This is a genomic window from Aquimarina algiphila, assembly GCF_007489275.1.
Lineage (GTDB): Bacteria > Bacteroidota > Bacteroidia > Flavobacteriales > Flavobacteriaceae > Aquimarina > Aquimarina algiphila.
The window spans coordinates 100,496-118,684 of record NZ_VLNR01000008.1; the positions used below are offsets into that span (position 1 = coordinate 100,496).

Below are 18,189 nucleotides of genomic sequence, written 5' to 3' on the forward strand. Positions count from 1 at the left end.
GTGAAACTACGACATATAACTCCTCTTTTAATTGTACTGGTACTGTGTATAAGTATAGCGTTTACAGCTGTTTTGGAGAAGACAGAGGAGGTTTCGGCTGCTTTAATCACAAAAAAAACGATGTTTAATGCAGGAAGCATCATTATGCTTAAGTTTAAACTTAATATACCTTCAGAAACTCAGCTTTTTGTACATTCATCTTATGGAAGCACAGTTATCAATCCAGATACACACCAAGGGAGTCAATTTACAATTCCTTCGTTTATAGCAAATAAAAAAGGAATAGTAACGTATACATTGTTTTATCAATCCAAAATACTTACTCAAGGAGAAATACAAATTACTTCAAATGAAACAACCCAAATATATCTAGAATCTTATATTGGTCCGCCAAGTATCATAGCAGGTGGAAAAGATTATACGATGCATGTGGTTGTCCCGACAGATGCTTATGATAATCCATTACCAGATAGCACTGCAATAGTGATGAAGCATCAATTCTTAGAGACAGAAAAAGAAAGGATCATATATAGTAAAGACATGATAGGATGGACGAATATATTCTCATACAATCCATCGGGAAGATTATTATTATTTTCTAAGGTAAATAAAAAAGTTTCTAAAGAATTTTCTGTTGATGTATTCCCTGCGTTACCCGAAAATTTTCAAATACGCAGTAAACGTAAACATATGTATGCTGATGGAAATCAAATTACTCAATTTATTACCTCTGAGATAAAGGACGAATATGATAACGTTATAAGCGATGGTACATTGGTGGATTTTGTAATTAAGGATACAAAGGGAGTAATGTTGCACACCCAGGGAAGTACAATTAATGGACAGGCAATTGCCAAAATGTTACACCCAGATAAAAAAGAAACCTGGGAGGTTAAAGCTTATGTGCAGGGAATGGCAGAAAGTAATACGCTAAGCATAACATATACCCAGGTTTTGGAGGATTTTAACGTGCAATTCAACAATAATAATCGTGAGATTATCATAGGGCCATTACAGAGTTTTATGGAGCAATTAATTCCAGATGGAGCTATGGTGAGGATGGATATTTTTAAGGAACAAAAAAAAATCGATACCAAGATCAAAACTACTTCAGAAGGAATAGTTAGATTTTTACTTCAAGAAGGTTTTTATCCTTCTGGTAGTTACGATATTCAAATTAAAGCTTTAGGAGTTCAAAAAGAATATAAGAAGACAATACTACAATGACAAGTTGGAACAGAAATATATATAGATCGTTTATTATCATTTCCTTTATAGGTATTGTTGTTTTGGTACTTTTCGGAATTAGCCAAGTACTATCATATCTTAACACAGGAGCAGATAGAACTTCTATGCTTCATCTAGCAGTGAGCAAAGAGCAGGTGTATTTACCTAAATTAGAATGGAAGGATACCATAAACCCGGGACGTCCAATAGAAAAACAAACATTGCTCGATATAGAACACGATTATCTTAATGCCTGGTATATACGTAATGCGGCATATCAAACAAATAAAAAAGAAGGAATAGAAGATTATTATACCAAAAGTGCTCGGCAAAACCTCTTAAAATCAATAGGTTCTAATAAAAAGAAAGATATCGCAATACATGGTACAACGATTCATCACAACATTGCATTAGATTTTTATAGTGCAGATGGGCAATTGGCAGTATTATCTGATACAAATGTAAAAGAATATCAAAGAGTTTACAAAGGTGATGAAGTACTGCTCGAAGCAGAACTACGATCAGATTATCAGGTTATGTTAATGTTAGAAGATGGGTTCTGGCGTATCCGTCATATGGTAAAAGAAGAACCCCGACCATTAGATACAATATTACAAAACAAAACTTTGGCCAGAGTGATAGGGGGTAAGATTGTTATAGAGAATCAAGAATATCAAATTAAAGGAATAAATTATTATCCCCAGAAAACACCATGGAATATGTTTGGAGATGATTTTGATATTGATGTGATCGCTAAGGATTTTGATATTATTAATGATTCGGGCTTAAATACGATTCGAATTTTTGTGCCGTATGAGGTTTTTGGTAAAGCAAAAGTTGAAACCGAAAAATTAGATAAACTAAGACAAGTACTTGATAAAGCCAAGGATAAAAAACTTAAAGTTATTGTTACGCTATTTGATTTTTACGGAAATTATTCTGTGTTAGATTGGACATTAACACATAGACATGCAGAACAAATTGTAACTGCTTTGGCAGATCATGAAGCTATTCTTGCATGGGATATAAAGAATGAACCTAATTTAGACTTTGAGAGTAGAGGGAAAGAAAATGTAGTAGCATGGTTAAAGGAAATGATATCACAAATAAGGCAATTTGATCCAAATCATCTGGTTACAATCGGGTGGTCTGATGTAGAATCTGCAAGTTTACTGAAAGAAGAAATAGATATTGTATCTTTTCATTACTATAGAGATATCAATAATTTTATCGAAGCCTATAATCAATTGAATACCCAAATAAATAAACCGATGGTATTACAAGAATTTGGATTACCGTCAAGCAGAGGGTTTTGGAGTCCGTTTGGTCCTTCAGAAAAAGGACAAGCAGAGTATCATAAACAATTTCAAGAGATAATTAAACAAGAAAATATACACTTTCTTTCTTGGACATTATATGATTTTGAAGAAGTTCCGAGTGCTGTTGTCGGAAAATTACCCTGGCGAAAACATAAACAAAAGCATTTTGGGTTTATAGATCGCAATGGAAATAAGAAACCTGCTTTTGAATTTATTGCAAACTAAAAGCATAAAAGACTCATCTAAATTATGTAAAAAGACCTGGGGTTTGAGAATCTGAATATAAATTAACAAAATTATATGTTAATGTTTAAGTTAGAAAGTTAAATTTTGTTCTAGGAATTCTACCGAATACAATAATGCTAACCCTTTTTTTAACATTTTTTAAAGTTTAATATTTTTCCTTTTCAAAACTTTATTTTATGCTGCCTAACTTATCAGTAATCAAATAGATGATTGTTAGTTTTTCAATTATAGTAATTCTATAGGATTGTTATGTTTTTACGGGATATCCATTCTTACGAAAAGGTTTTGTTACACCTTAAACCACCCGCTATTACTGGGGTTGTTAATTTTTTTGTTTTTTGAATTTCCATATATTCGACTCATAATTTAAACATAAACTCAAACTTTTTACATTATGAAAAAAATTGCTTTTTATGCCTGTCTAGGTTTAGCTACCCTAGGTTTGGTATCTTGTGAATCAGAAAAAGATAACGTAGAAGAAACTGAACAACTATTAGTTGCTTCTCAAATCAAATCTTTAGGTTTTAGTACTGAAGGTATGTATAAAACTGAAATGAATGGACAAAATGGTTTTGTTATAGAAGGAGATATTTTCTTAAATAAGGAAATGATTGATGACCTTTTAGAGAACAAAAAGGCAGAAACTAATGGAGTGAATCAAAAGCACTATGTAACTCCTAATCTATTACCAAGGAATAGGGCAGTTACCATTGATGTGTTTTTGGACCCCGATTTTAGTTCAACGATGGTAGCTGCTTTTAATGAGGCATTACTTCGCTATAACGAGTTGGATTTAAATCTTACATTTAGAAGAACTTTTCAGGAAGGTAGTTCTGATATTGCAATATTATCAGAAAACATACCCAATACCCCAAGAGGAGGTACTGTTTTAGGTCGAAGTGCTGGATTTCCAAGAAATGAAAGACCTGCTACTCCGATCGTATTAAATTCTCGGGTATTTGGAGGTACAAGTGTACGTGCAGATGCTCCTACCGTTATTGCGCATGAGATTGGTCATGCCATTGGTTTTCGTCATACAGATTTTGCAGATCGCTCCTTTAGTTGTGGTGGAGATTTTGATCCAGAAGGTCGTTTAGGAGCATTATTTGTTCCAGGGACACCTAGAGGAGCAGAAGCTGGTTCTTGGATGCTAGCATGTAGTGGAGGAACTGATCGTCCATTTACAGCTTCGGATAGAACAGCATTGAGGTTTGTGTATTAAATAGACAACAGTATATAAACTTATTTACATTATTGAAAAAGCGGAAAGTATCGAAGATCTTTCTGCTTTTTGGATATTATAATTAAAGATATATTTTACAAGGATGCTTGTTCATATGTATTTTTAACCTTAGGTTTTTTTTCTTCTTTTATAGATGTAAACTGGTCTATATACATGTTAGTAATTTTACTCATTGGATAGGCTGTTGCTGCTTTATAATTTGCTTTTTCTAATACATTCCGATATTCGGGATCTAAAACAATTTTTTCTATAGCATCAGCTAAGCTATCTACACTTTCGGCATCAAAAAACTCTCCTTGATACCCTTCATCTTTTACTAAAATACTTAGATCACCCAAATCTGGCATCACTACAGCTTTTCCATAGCTCCCCGCTTGATGTAATACTCCAGAACTACCGGTAGTAGAAGTGTAAGGGAATACAACCATAGCGCTTTCAGTAAAAATACGAGGTACATCGACTTCATCTACATAACCAGTAAATGTGAGTTGAGGTACATGAGCGTACTTCTTTTTCATTGATTCTAAATATCCAGGAACGTTTGGGTTATCAGTTCCTGCAATTACAATCTCGAGATTAGCATCTGTTCTTGAACGGATTTTTTCGACCGCTTCGATCATAATCTCAACCTTTTTGTAGGTGCCAAATTTTCCAAAGGTCATTATTTGTAATGGTCCCTCAGGAAGAATATATTTTGGCTCTTCAGGGAGTTCAAAGGTTCCATGAGGAATTTGTACTACGTTTTCAACTTTATATTTTGCTTTTAGGATATGTACATACTTATCAATGGTTACAGCAACAATATCAGCAGATAAAATAAACCGTGTAAGCATGGTTCCAATTCCATTGTAAATTTTCTGTAAAATTTTATTCTTTGTGAACCCAGAATTTTCCAGATCTACTTGTTCCATGATATTATGCAATAGAACTATGGTAGGTATTTTTTTTAAAACACATCGTTTCGGAAGCAATAACCCAAGTGCAGCGGCTATTTTTTTATCTCCAAATTTCATGAACTGAAGGTTAAACAATACAGCATCTGGTTTTGTTTGCTTTACAGCTTTCATTACAGAGAAAATATTGCTATAGCTATTAAATTTCCAACATTGCTTAACCGTAATCTTACATCCTTTTTCTTCGAACTGCACATCAGCCTCTTTTGGAGTAATATCGGTTAATAAAATAACTTCAGAAACCTCGGTATGCTGTCTAAAATATTTTACCAGGTGATATGCATACTCATTTAAGGTTACTTTACTAGGTGGGTAGGCAGTTACAATAGCTAATTTCATCTGTAAATGTTTGTGTTATTTTTTTTGAACTAGACAGAGACGAAGTAAAATCGTAAAGAAATCTTATGGGGTAGTATAGGTTTCAAGATTTTAGGACGAATGGGGTAGTACGTCTTTTTTAATTTAATTGAGATACAATTTATAATAACCTTGTTAAAAAAGCAACTGAAATCTTATAATAATAAGCACCTTCGGTGTTTTTTAGACAACTTTTGTAAAAAGTTATTATCATACGAACCATTAATAATCTTCTCTAAAAATATGACTTACTTTATTTTTTTGAAAAGCGTTGATAATTATTTTATTTTCTTTACCTAGTACAAAGAGTATTTTACTTCTTCTATTTGCTTTTGCATAAATATCCTTTAAAACTTTTATCGCCTTTTGGTCAATTTTTTTTACTTTTCTTAGTGACATGACTACTTCTTCATAATGATCTAGTAAATAGTTAAAATGATCTTTTACTGTTTCGGTATTTTCTAAGGTGAAGTTTCCTATGATTTCAAATTTTCCTGAAGCATTTATAATTTGTAGTTTCATAACATGGGTATTTTGGGGAGGTTATATTTTATACAAAGTCATTTCTTAAGATATAACTTACGCTACCAAAAGCTTTACTTACTTTTTTGTTTCCTTTTCCTATGATGAAAAATATCTTATTATTTTTCATAGCATTCCTAAATAATTTGGTGAGCACAGTAACACCAAAGGCATCAATTTTTTTGACTTTATCAATACATAATATTACTTTATCACAATTAAATAACAACTGCTCAAAATGATGTTGAAGAGATTGCGCATTTTCTGCAACTATACTTCCTTTGATTTCAAAAATTTCGTGGTTCTTAGTAATTTGCAAGGCCATAATATCTTGTTTTAAAGGTTACTGTTATGTTTAAAGATCGATCAATCTTTTCTTTTTATTGATGCAATTCTGTTGAGTTGCAGGTATCTTTCGACGAATTGATTTAATCGTTAGTTGAGCTCTTTTTTAGATAATTTTTGATAGCTTATAAAAAAGAATAATTGAAATGTGAGAAGAATAGCCATGGCTATGATTTGCATAATAACAACTTCTGATAATGTGTTGTGAAAGAATATGATCAATACTACCTGAGAAATTCCAAGTAAAGCCGATAATATGACGGGTATATATTGATCTAAGGATAAGAAGTAATATGCAAAAATATTAGAAATAGCAAAAAGAGAGGTTGCAATAGCATATTTCCAAAGTAGTGGAGCAACACTTATATATTCTGGACCAAACATGATATTAATTACAAACTCTGGAAATAGGAAGCATCCTAGTACAATTGCTGCAGACAATAATGTGATATAAAGTACATATTTAAATAGTATCGGAGCATGAGATTCTCCATCTTTTTGTTTTTGTACGACTTTGGGCAATAACAGCATGACAAACATCCAGGCTACAAAATATACCACCCTGCCTATAAGAGCTAACGAAGCATACAATCCAGCTTCATAGGTCTCAAAATAGTGTTTAACCATCAAAATATCACTATTATTAATGATGATCTGGGTGAGTTCGTAGAATGCCGTTAAGATAAAAAATTTGGTAATGTACTTTGACTCTGCCTTTGGTAATTTGTGTTTTTTGGTTACTTCTATATCTCTCGAACGAAAAGGGATCAAACCAAATAAAAAGGAAATGGCGATACCTGAAGCTACCAAAACAGAAGATTGAAAAGTAATTGTATAAATTAAAATAAGAGTAATAGTAAGCCTGCTTATCATCTCACCCTGATAAGTAATGGCGAGGCTATCAAATTTTTTACTTCCCTGAAAAACACCTCTATTTACACTCATGATAAAATAAATAGGAACACCAATTCCAAAGAGGATAAACATGGTCGAAGATTGTGTATTAAAAATTGCCTGAAGTTGTTTTGAAAAAACAATCATGAGAACTCCAAAAATAATTCCGGTAATACTCGAATATTTATAAGTGATATTAATAAAACTCTTGAATATTTCTTTTTCAAAAATCACAGAAAATTTTGCAGTTGATAATTGAAATGTCATCGCTACAAATGATAATACTAGAAGGAAGGTAATTAATAATGCAGCATCAGCAAACTCCTCAGGCCCTAAGATTCTACCTAAAAGCAGATTGTATAGATAGTTCCCTCCATTAACGATAATAACACTGATCATAAATTTTTGCTCAGCGCTTAGTTTTTTTAGAAGAGAGCTATTAATTACCATTGATTAGGTTTGATTTTTATTCTTTGGGGATGTATAGGTGTTCTTAAAGATACTTTCTTTTTTTATAAAATTACTATGCCTTATGTTTTTATAAAGCATAGTAATTTTTGATTGTTATTTTATTAGGAAACTTCCTTCGTACCTCTTTTTGAAGTTATCTCCTCTTATGATATATTTATATACTCCTTGTCTTAAATTTTTTGCTGTAAAAATAAAATTCTTTGATGGGGTTCCTATACTTCCTAATTCCTCCTCTTGCACAATTCTACCTAACATATCAATTACAGAAATTGTTATTTTTTGATTTGCTTTAGGCATCTTTATTGTCGTTTGTGTGCTAAATGGATTTGGAGAATTGATTATAGAAGTTTCACTATCATCTATTATAATGTTTTCAATGTCATTATTATTATTATTATTATTATTGATTGTAACAGGATCGGTAACCTCTTCGAGTTCTTTTTCATCAGTAGTAAACTTAAGTTTGGCTACTTCTAGATCAAAAGAAGTGAAACTTGCATAATCTCCCTGAATAGAGAATACAACACTTCTTAAATCTTCAATTGCAAAAGTCTGTTTTGCTTTACTATAAAAGTCTGAAAAAGGAATAGTGTATTTTTGTTTTGTATCATTAGCCTTTATAGTATATCTAAGCCTTTCATTCCAATCAGTAAGGTCTTTGGTAACTAATATAACTTCTACATCCTGATCAGAGAACAATTCGAATTGTACAGCTTCATACTCAGAAACATTTAATGTAAGATCACCACCAAGGATGTTTCTAAACAAATTCATAGTTTCCTTAAGGTTACCGCTTACCTTAACATCTCGTTCTACGGTATACTCGTTCTCTTTATTTTGAGTTTTGGTATTTTTACCAATATCAAAATTGGTTATGGTTGCTCCTTGTTCTAAGAAGTCGATTCCCCATGGGCCATCAGCTAAGTATAATACATCTGCCTTATTGGGATCGTCACCAGTAATAGCAAAACCAATATCAAATAAGTACCCCGTCTCTATAGTGGTCGTTTCTTTGTATTTACCAGATAATGCTACAGTTTTTATAATTAACTCTTCATTTGATAATTCTGTAGCTCTTTTATTCCCTCTAAAGTTAAATTGACTTACCTGAGATTTATTTACAATGTCCAGAACAAGCTTTCCATCTTTATAGAATCCCTTTTGTACAAATACTGATGGGATATTAATAGGAATAAATGTTTTGCCTAATGACTTTTGATCGATTAATTTGTCGATGATGCTATTTGCAATAGTAGCTACTTGTGGTATAGATCCACCCCAAATCTGGAAGTTGAGATAATCACCTTCAGGATATTGATCGATATTCCATAAACTATAGAGTTCATTTTGAAATTCGTCTATTCTCACTGAGAAATGTAAAGCTTGTTCAATTTCTCCGGTAACTCTTCTGATTTTGGTGTTTACCAAGGTATGATTTCTCACTTTTAAAGTCCTGATATCTTCTAAAACAGAACCATTAAGTCGATCACATATCGTTTTTGAGTGATCATAAACTGATCCATTGGTAGCCATCGCTAAGGCTGCACCAACTCTTTGATCTTGATTGTAATAATCAATTGAAAAAACAGAGGTTGCATTGGTGATACCAATTAAATCATCTGGACTAGATACAAAAGAAGTTTCGGTTCCTGAAGCGCCAGTTTTTGGGAAATAGATACTCAAGTCCTTGCTACCGGATTTATATGATTTTGCACCTGGAGCGAAACGTTGTTGTAATTTCTTTTGATTATATACTGTATTCGTTTTTGATCTTAAAAAATTTCTCTTAGCAATCAAGTTGGCAAGATCACCATTACTTTCTAGCCCACCATCATTACCTGATGTTACTACACCTTCTTCGGTTAGTTCGGGGATGTTTGTAGTTTTTAGGGACGAGTATTGATCAGCGCTTACATGAAACAATACATCATTAAAGTCATGGTCAGCAGCAGGGTAGTCCCTTCTTGTATCTTCAAAACCAAGAACAATAGTTTCATTAGCAGTATCTGCCAATAAGATATTGTGCGGTCGTAATGTCTCATCACATTCTGGGTTATAATCTGGATTAGAGTAAATTTGCCATAATCCGGTATCTATAGCTGTGCCATTCCACCCATCTGCGAGTAATACCCAGGCAATACCAGTATCAGTTGGGAAACTACCCAAATTCACAGTGTTACCGATATTTAAACCACCATCGCTTCCTACTTCAGAAGTGTTTGGAAAAACAATGGTTATGTCTTCGGGGTTAGGTGCGGTAGTAGAAGGATTATTAATGTTGTAAGTGTAAAATCCAAGTGTATTCTTATAAGTTGTGTTTTCACCGATAAAAGTAACTGAAATATTTGTTGTGTTTTCTATGATGATATTAGTATCATATCCAGAATAAATGTAGTTAGGATTGAGATTAGGGACAGAATTTCCTTCTGGTAATGCGTCATTGATTCGCGTTAAGTAATCTGTAGATAATATTTCATTTGTTCCTAAATAATTAGGAGTTCCATTACCATCATATGTCCCTGGATATTGGTATCGTTCTCCAATACTCAATACAGGAAAACTACTCGGAGTTTGATTACCATTATCAGAATCGAATACAGTTTCTTTGAGATCAAAATTATCATCTAAACCATCCTGATCAAAATCATTTCCTATGGCAACTGTATCGGCTGTGCCATCACTATTGGTGTCATATCCATCTACAATATCTAATATGCCATCATTGTTAGAATCGGTATCTAAAAAATCTGGATTATCTGTGCCATCTGTATTTATATATCCTTGCGGAGTACCTCCTTGATCAGGATCAAAAGCATCATCCATACCATCCCTGTCTGTATCTAAACCAGAAAGAGAGATAAAATTAAGGCTATTTTGTCCTTCGATAAGATCAATAATACCATCTTGATCGGCATCAATATCATAGGCGTCATAAATTAAATCACCATCTGTATCAGCGGGATAGAAGGCAACTCCAGTTTGATCAATATCTACAATATCAGCTATTCCATCGAGATCAGAGTCTACAAAATTAGCATCTTGAGCATTAAAGTAACCGTCTCCATTAGTATCATAACTACCCAAACCGGCTTCGACAATGTCAAATATCCCATCATTATCACTATCAAGATCTAATACATTTGGGACACCATCCCGATCGGTATCAAAAGCAAGAGAAACTCCACTATTACAAGTATTCCCAAAATCAGGATCCAGGTAATTAAAAATCCCATCAGTATCATCATCTCCATATGGATCAACACCACCACCTTCTACGATATCAGGAATTCCATCACCATCAGTATCCTTATCATAAGGATCCAGAACTTCATCTTGATCAGCATCAATAGGGGATACACCACTAGCACATTTAAATCCATCATTAGAATTAGTAACCTCGGTATTATTTAATAATGTGGCATAAGGAGTAACAGTTTCATAGTCATTTACCAGATGTAATCCTCCATTATTGCTGGATACGTATAACCTGTTACTGGTATCAGTATAGCATGCACCAAACGTATGATTTGGTAAATCAGTTACAGTTTTACTACTAAAAGTCGGGGTATTCGAGGAAAGATCCCATTTGAATACTTTTCCTTTGGCACCACCATATAGATTGCCATCAATAAATACAATATCGGCACAAGGCGTTGGCGATGGTTGATCAGAAACTACAATCTCAAATACAGGAGAGGATGAACCATCATAACTCTGTAGATTAATAATCTTATGAAAAGATTGTTTATCCAATGAATTTTGAAAGACCCATAAATTTCCTTCGCTATCAACATCGGCAGCATAACCGCCTCCAAAATTGATACCTCCATTAGGCGCTACTGATCCCAGATCTACTATAAGGTCAGTTCCGATACGTAATAAATGCTTGTCACTATTTCTTATCGCATATAAAAAGTTATCTATAGGGTTATATCCTCCTGCATTGTACGCAGAATGTGTATGGAGTGGGTCAGAATACGTACCTGTTATAGGGTCATACGATCGCAATGCTCCAGAGATTACTTGATAAAACTTCCCTTCATTACAATCAAAAGGTTGTTGAGCATAAGTAATGTTTGCTATAAGAATTACCAAAAGGATGATGGTCTTTTTCATAGTATATATTGATTTTTGTCTTTTTTGTAATTGTTAGATTACTAACTAAAGACAGTTTTTTATGATTTAGAATTTTGGTTGAATCGGTTTTTAAAAAGAAGAAAGTAGTTATTTTACCATATTGTATTCTGCTTTAAGATTAAAGATAGTTGAAGCACTTTTGATACGAGTTCTGATTTTTAAGTAACTAAACCAGATTACTAATAAATTGATAGGAATCAAGAGAGAGTCTTTTAAAGTGATTTTAGAACCTTCTACTTCGATCCAACTATCCAGTGGTTCTTCACTAATAGTATTTAAAAGATCTTTTAATCCAATGTGTTTTTTTAACCTTAAGAAAATCTCAATATCAAATAACCATCTGCTTATGAATTTTTGGCTATACACATTCTCGATAATACTTTTTCTAAATACTTTGGCTCCGCATTGCGTATCCTTTATAGGAAGTTGAAGAATAAATCGAATGAAGAATCCAACAAAATTAGATAAGAATTTTCTAATAATATTTCGATCGATGTTAGCTGACTCATCTGCTTTTCTAGATCCAAAGACCATGGTTAATTGTGGATTACTATTTAGTTTTTGTACCAAATTATCCATTTCTTCTAATGATGTAGAAAGATCAGCATCAAGAAAAGCAATGTTTTCTACAAAATCAAGATCTGCAAGATAATTAGCTCCAGTTTGAACTGCAGTAGCTTTACCTTGATTGACCTCTAGATTGAGTACAGTTATTTTTTGAGGGTTGAATTGTCTAAGTTCATTTAACATCCCTAAAGTATTATCAGAGCTGCCGTCGTTTACAAAACATAAATGGTAAGAAGGGTTATTAGTTAAGAAGTTACAAAATTTTTCCTTTGGTAGTCTGTTATATTCATTATAACAAGGAACAATGATTCCGGTAATTTTCGTCATATCAATTTTAAATTTAGGGCTACTTCTTGGGGTAGTAGAAGTATTAAATTTTTAAAAGTGACCTTTTCTTTTTATTAGGTCCCTGATCTTTTAAATTATGTTAAACATTCTTCTGGGGATTTTTGAAGACTATTTTACATTTTGACGAATTTACTTTTGAACTTGAATTGATCATAAATAGTTAGTGATCAATACGGTGTAAAAGTAATACCAGTTTTCGAAAGTTAAATACGGTAAAACCACAAAATATTTATGTGAAGCCCAAAAACAGTGTATTTTGTCGATATTCGTGCGGTTTTCACTGAAACTTTAACATTTGTTTATTGTTTTTAAGAAAGTAAAATCTTACAAATGTTAATAAAATGAAAGATTAATAACGGTTTTTTGTGTTAAATTAAGGGGGTTTTTCCCCTGATTTTTTACATAATTACTTAAAATTGTGTTAATACAAAGACCTGTTTTCTTAAGAAAGGAGTTGAGTAGAATATAAAGTTTATAAAACTTATTGAGTTTTTACCCGCTATTTTTTTAGTTATTCTTACTTTAACGATAATTAATCAACTTGTACACAAAATAATGCACTTAAAACCATTTTTTTTTAGTTTCCTTTTTTTGGTATCATTTTCATCTTTGTTTGCTCAAAATATGCAAGAAGGTTTTAAGTATCTCGAAACAGGTAAATATGCTAACGCAAAAACATTTTTTGAAGACATTCTAAAACAATATCCTCAAAACAAAACCGCCCGTTTATGTTATGGGAGAGCAGTAGGACTTTTGGGAGAGTCTAAGCAAGCAGTATCTATTTTTACAACATTATTACAAGAATATCCAGATGATTTTGAGATTAAATTAAATTATGCAGAATCGCTACTTTGGGATCGTCAATTTACCAAAGCAGAGAGTTTCTATGAAAAATTAACTCAAGAGGATGATACAAGTTTCCCGGCAGTATTGGGATATGCTAATACACTTTCTAATCTCAAGAAATATGAGAAAGCATTAATATTAGTGAATAAAGCATTACAATTACAGAAAGGAAATGCAAATGCGTTGTTATCCAGAAAGTATGTTCGTTTGGGGTATGCTAATGCAATAGCTCAGGACAAAAAATATGATGAGGCACTACAACTATTGGATCAAAACCTGATTGACTTTCCTAATGATAAAGATACACAGTTAAATAAAGCAAATATTTACCTGATCACCAATAAACTTGAAAAAGCAAAAAACACATATAAAGCATTAGCTGTTAGCCCTAAGGACAGTATCATATCTTTAAATGGTCTAGCTTTGGTAGCTCATAAAAATAATAAAGAGAAAAAGGCATTATTCATTGCTGGTCAAGCAAAAAATAAAGCAGCACATTTTAAAGATGATGATAAAACACTTTATCTGTCTACCGCAGAACGATATATACAAGCCCTACTATGGAATAAAAAATTTAAGGATGCTAAAGAAAGTATAGATCAATTACAACTATTGTATCCTGATCATTCGAGAGTATTGGCATTATACGCAACTCACGGGATGTATACTAGTCGTTTTAAAACCAGTCTTCAAAATTATAACACGATTTTAGAAAAAGAAGCGGGTTCTTTTGATGGTAATTTGGGTATTGCAAACGCATATAGAGCTGTTGGAGATGATATCAAATCCTATACCTATGCTTTTAAAACCCTGGAGTATTATCCTAAACAACCAGATGCCGAAAAACTAATCAAAACATTAAAAAAATCCCATACTCCTTTTATAGAGGAGAAAACGGCATATACTTTTGATAATGGAGACAATGAAGCGGTAAACATTACTTTAAAAGTAGAAGTTCCCTTATCCACTAGATTTAAAACAGAAGCCCAATATGATTATAGAACAACAAAAAATACAGTCACTAGAAATGAAGCAACTTCGAATGACTTTTGGTTAGGAACTCTTTATAAATTCAACGGAAATATTTCTTTGCAATCTAAGGTAGGATTGACAAATGCAGATGGATTTACAGCAGATTATACAGAGTTGGTCGCCGAGGTAGTATTAAAAACAAAACCTTTTAGATTACAAAACCTAGATATAGGGTACAAGAGAGAATTGCAAAATTTTAATGCAGATTTATTAAACAGAGAAATTGTAATGAACAATTATAGCCTAAATTATAATTTAGGGACTAATTTTAATTTAGGCTGGTATACACAATATATTTACACTTCGCAGACAGATGAGAATACAAGGAATCTATTATTTACATCTTTATATTACTCTATTTTACAAAAACCAGTGCTAAAGGTAGGGCTCAATTATCAATATATCACTTTTAAAGATCAGGTGCCTACCATTTATTTTAGCCCTGATCAATTTAATCTAGGCGAAGTATTCCTAGAAGTTGTTAGTGATCCACAAAAGAATTGGTATTATAGTGCAAGTGCAGCATTTGGTCAACAGTTTGTAGAGGATGATCCCGCATCTTCTACTTTTAGGGCAGAAGGAAAATTTGGCCATCAATTTTCTCAGCGGTTTAATGCTAATATCTATGGTAAATATAGTAACATTGCTTCTGCCACTGCTGCTGGTTTTGAATTTGTAGAACTTGGTTTTAGATTAAAATGGTATTTTATGAAGAACCCTATTTTTAATAAAAAGATAATAGGATTAGAACCGTAGTGACATTGAGACTATATTTTGGGAGACGGTATTAGATCAGTATTATATATTAGTGCTTTGTTATAAGAGATAGAAATGCAATAAGTTGGTATAATGTATAAATGATAGTACCCCTTCTCGACAAGGGGGTAGGCTATCTCATAAGAGGCTCCAATCCAACAAAAGGTAATTAGCACCGATCATGTGCCGCTTCGATTGGATAGTTTAATGCTTCGAAGCGATATGTTCAAGCTTCTTTCTGATACTTTATGGGATAAAAGGGATAGGTTTACGATTTTTTGCGATATATTGAGGAGTCTCAATCCAAAAAAAGGTGGTTCGAATTACCTAAGGATCGCTTCGCAATACCTTTTTGATCATTCGAACCACTTGGGTAGGTATTTCAAAGGAGTATGATACGCCTTCTAATTACCTTTGTAAAGCTTCATATTATCTTGGCTATCTATAACATCATGTATTAGAGCCTTCATCGTTATTAGTACTACTGCTACGTTTAAATAATAGTTTCATATCCTCATATACAGGTTTGGCTCCAGGCTCGTTTTCGCCAGCCAAAAAACGCATCATACGGTAAAAACTTAATGCATTGGTATAGTTATCATGATCTAGCAGGGTTTTGGTATCGAGTAATTGTTGCGATAAATTCTGTAACTGCTGTACATGAGTTTCTACTTGTTTACGAGTAGTATAATCGCGATCAAACTCTTCTTTATCCAAAAATCGAGGAATCCAATCAGGATGTTGCTCCATGTAATTCTTAGCTTTATCTACAATCAATTTGTTTTGATTAGCAATACGTCCATACTGTCCTCGTTGTTCTGGAGTAAGATTGACTGTTTTATTCGATAAAACCTCTTTTACAATCTGTAATCCTTTAGTGAGTTTGTTTAATTCGTCTTCTGTAAACGTAACACTAATTAGATTTTCTAATGCCATACTTTTATGGTTTTAAGTGATTAATACTTATTTTATGATACAAGGATACATAGTACCAGTTTCATTTTTTGAAACTGGCTAATTTTTTATTAAGTTTTTTTGGTATCAGGAAATCTAGATATATCTCGAATGCACAAAAGATTGAAGAAAACCAGATCAACCACATTTTCTAAAATGGCATGTTTTACTATTACAATGAACAAGGAAATTTCTGGGGTTACTATCAAATAATTAAAAAAAACGTGTAATAACACGTAACAAATCTAACATTTAAGACATAGACGTATATATCAATTTCTCAAAACCTAATCCTATGATGAAAAGTGTTCTTCAGTGATGTTTGACTTTAACGATTAATTAACAATGTCATTTTACAGAATCCCGAAAAATGAAACTGGCATGGTCTAATATTGTAATGAAAAACAACTCATAATAACCTAAACAAATGACAATGAAAAAAATGCTCTTATTACTTAGTTTGTTAGTTGCATTTACCGCATGCGTAACTAACGACGATAAACCACCTTTTAACGAACCTGACCCACCAAACTATGAATATACTCAAGAAGAAAAAGATGCTGAAATTCTTAGAATTGAAGAGTATATAAAACAGTTTGACTTGCAGGATATTATAAAAGCCGAGTCAGGATTATTTTATCGTATCGACGAGCAAGGTGACGGTTTGTTTATAGAAGAAGGAGACACTGTAATATTTCATTTTAAAACAACAAACTTAGAAACTAATGAAGTTCTTGGAGAGTCTAATATGGAAAATAACAACTATGGTCAATCATTTAATTTTGATGGATTATTACCAGGAGTAAAAGAAGGCTTGCAACTTATACAAGAGAGAGGTAAAATAACAATGTTAGTTCCTGCACATTTAGCTTATGGTAAGTACCCCGTATCTTTTACAGACATAGAACCTGAAACAAACTTAATGTTTGAAATGCAACTTAATATTGTTTTAAAACCATAATAACTCTACAGGCATACTAAAAATGAAAAAAACACTAATAGCAATCAGCCTACTAGCATTGTCCTACTCATGTAGCTCTGATAATGACTCAGAATTATCATTTGTCGAACAAGTAGAGCAACAACGGCAAATAACAGAATCAGAAAGAAAACAACGAGTAGTTATCCAGAAATATTTATCAGATAATTCTTTAACCGCCAAAGAAACCGGAACAGGTCTGTATTACATGATTACAAATCATGGGAATGGTCAAAAATTAACAACTAACTCTATTATAAAATTTAGTAGTAAAATGTATTCCTTGGATGGAGAACTTAACAACAACCCTATAATATTATTTGATAAAATTGTACATCTTAATAGTGCAATACAGGAAGGGCTTTTATTGTTAAAGACTGGTGGTTCTGCAACTTTAATTATGCCATCTACTCTACACAGAAGGCAAGAGAGTTTATTAAAAAACAAGCCTGCAATTTTTGAAATAGAAATATTAGAGTTATTAAACTAAATAACAATTATAAGAATGCACAATACTCTCTTTTTAATTAAAATAGAAGAAAAAGCCACAGATGGCGCTCCTAAAGAAATATTTCTTATAACTATGAATTAACATCACCATTATTACAGAATCCCGAAAAATGAAACTGGCACATCTTAATATTGCAATGAATAACAACACAAAGTAATAACAAATAAAAAACCAACTTATGAAGATAATATCACACTACGCTAACTAGAATTACACAATAGCAAACTCAAAACAATAAGATTATAGCGCTGTAATTAAATTGTTTTGATTTTAGACCACAAAGGAGTTTCTCCTTTAACAGACCTTATGATGACTTTAGGTCTGATGTTACCCCAACATATAAATAAATAATAACTAACCCGTTGTGCATTTAGAAAAAGTTGCGCAAACTGCTAAAAGGCAGTAAATTGTAGTTACGACACTATAATTCATATGCACAACTTTCAAGCAAATTACGATAAAATACTCAAGGTTTTAAAAGG

13 protein-coding genes are annotated in these 18,189 nt (G+C 32.4%); 6 read left to right on the forward strand and 7 right to left on the reverse strand.

Annotated features, from left to right (window positions below):
* The 3 genes from FOF46_RS05680 (at position 1) to FOF46_RS05690 (ending at position 4,014) form a co-directional block, all read left to right on the forward strand.
* Complete coding sequence (locus FOF46_RS05680) at positions 1 to 1,227, forward strand: hypothetical protein (protein WP_244299574.1); 1,227 nt, start codon at positions 1 to 3, stop codon at positions 1,225 to 1,227.
* Positions 1,224 to 2,771 (forward strand): cellulase family glycosylhydrolase, encoded by a 1,548-nt coding sequence (locus FOF46_RS05685; protein ID WP_143915784.1) that lies wholly within the window; start codon positions 1,224 to 1,226, stop codon positions 2,769 to 2,771. Before FOF46_RS05680 ends, FOF46_RS05685 begins: the two co-directional genes overlap by 4 nt.
* Before the next feature lie 415 nt (positions 2,772 to 3,186).
* Positions 3,187 to 4,014 carry a M57 family metalloprotease gene (locus FOF46_RS05690; RefSeq protein ID WP_109433976.1) on the forward strand — a complete coding sequence of 276 codons (828 nt, stop codon included), beginning with the start codon at positions 3,187 to 3,189 and terminating at the stop codon, positions 4,012 to 4,014.
* 95 nt (positions 4,015 to 4,109) lie between these two features.
* Here FOF46_RS05690 and FOF46_RS05695 read toward each other — a convergent pair whose 3' ends face one another.
* From FOF46_RS05695 to FOF46_RS05720, 6 genes are all read right to left on the reverse strand, one after another.
* Positions 4,110 to 5,327, reverse strand: a complete 1,218-nt coding sequence (locus FOF46_RS05695; protein ID WP_143915785.1) for a glycosyltransferase — start codon at positions 5,325 to 5,327, stop codon at positions 4,110 to 4,112.
* Positions 5,328 to 5,567: 240 nt separating this feature from the next.
* Complete coding sequence (locus FOF46_RS05700; protein WP_143915786.1) at positions 5,568 to 5,867, reverse strand: STAS domain-containing protein; 300 nt, start codon at positions 5,865 to 5,867, stop codon at positions 5,568 to 5,570.
* 28 nt (positions 5,868 to 5,895) lie between these two features.
* On the reverse strand, positions 5,896 to 6,192 hold the full coding sequence (locus tag FOF46_RS05705) for an STAS domain-containing protein (RefSeq protein WP_109433973.1): 297 nt from the start codon (positions 6,190 to 6,192) through the stop codon (positions 5,896 to 5,898).
* A gap of 110 nt (positions 6,193 to 6,302) precedes the next feature.
* Positions 6,303 to 7,556 carry an oligosaccharide flippase family protein gene (locus tag FOF46_RS05710; protein WP_244299575.1) on the reverse strand — a complete coding sequence of 418 codons (1,254 nt, stop codon included), beginning with the start codon at positions 7,554 to 7,556 and terminating at the stop codon, positions 6,303 to 6,305.
* A gap of 114 nt (positions 7,557 to 7,670) precedes the next feature.
* On the reverse strand, positions 7,671 to 11,693 hold the full coding sequence (locus tag FOF46_RS05715; protein WP_143915788.1) for a DUF6923 family protein: 4,023 nt from the start codon (positions 11,691 to 11,693) through the stop codon (positions 7,671 to 7,673).
* A gap of 108 nt (positions 11,694 to 11,801) precedes the next feature.
* Complete coding sequence (locus tag FOF46_RS05720) at positions 11,802 to 12,608, reverse strand: glycosyltransferase (RefSeq protein WP_143915789.1); 807 nt, start codon at positions 12,606 to 12,608, stop codon at positions 11,802 to 11,804.
* 645 nt (positions 12,609 to 13,253) lie between these two features.
* Here FOF46_RS05720 and FOF46_RS05725 point away from each other — a divergent pair.
* On the forward strand, positions 13,254 to 15,263 hold the full coding sequence (locus FOF46_RS05725; RefSeq protein WP_143915790.1) for a tetratricopeptide repeat protein: 2,010 nt from the start codon (positions 13,254 to 13,256) through the stop codon (positions 15,261 to 15,263).
* A 450-nt stretch (positions 15,264 to 15,713) separates the two neighbouring features.
* Here the strand turns inward: FOF46_RS05725 and FOF46_RS05730 are convergent, their stop codons facing one another.
* Entirely contained in the window at positions 15,714 to 16,199 is a 486-nt protein-coding gene (locus FOF46_RS05730; RefSeq protein WP_143915791.1) for a hypothetical protein, read from the reverse strand.
* A 451-nt stretch (positions 16,200 to 16,650) separates the two neighbouring features.
* Between FOF46_RS05730 and FOF46_RS05735 the strand changes: the two genes are divergently transcribed.
* A complete protein-coding gene (locus tag FOF46_RS05735) occupies positions 16,651 to 17,178 on the forward strand; it encodes an FKBP-type peptidyl-prolyl cis-trans isomerase (RefSeq protein ID WP_167571754.1) in 528 nt (175 codons plus the stop codon).
* A 22-nt stretch (positions 17,179 to 17,200) separates the two neighbouring features.
* Positions 17,201 to 17,686, forward strand: coding sequence for an FKBP-type peptidyl-prolyl cis-trans isomerase (locus FOF46_RS05740; RefSeq protein WP_143915793.1), 486 nt, complete (start codon positions 17,201 to 17,203; stop codon positions 17,684 to 17,686).
* The last annotated feature ends 503 nt before the right edge of the window (positions 17,687 to 18,189 follow it).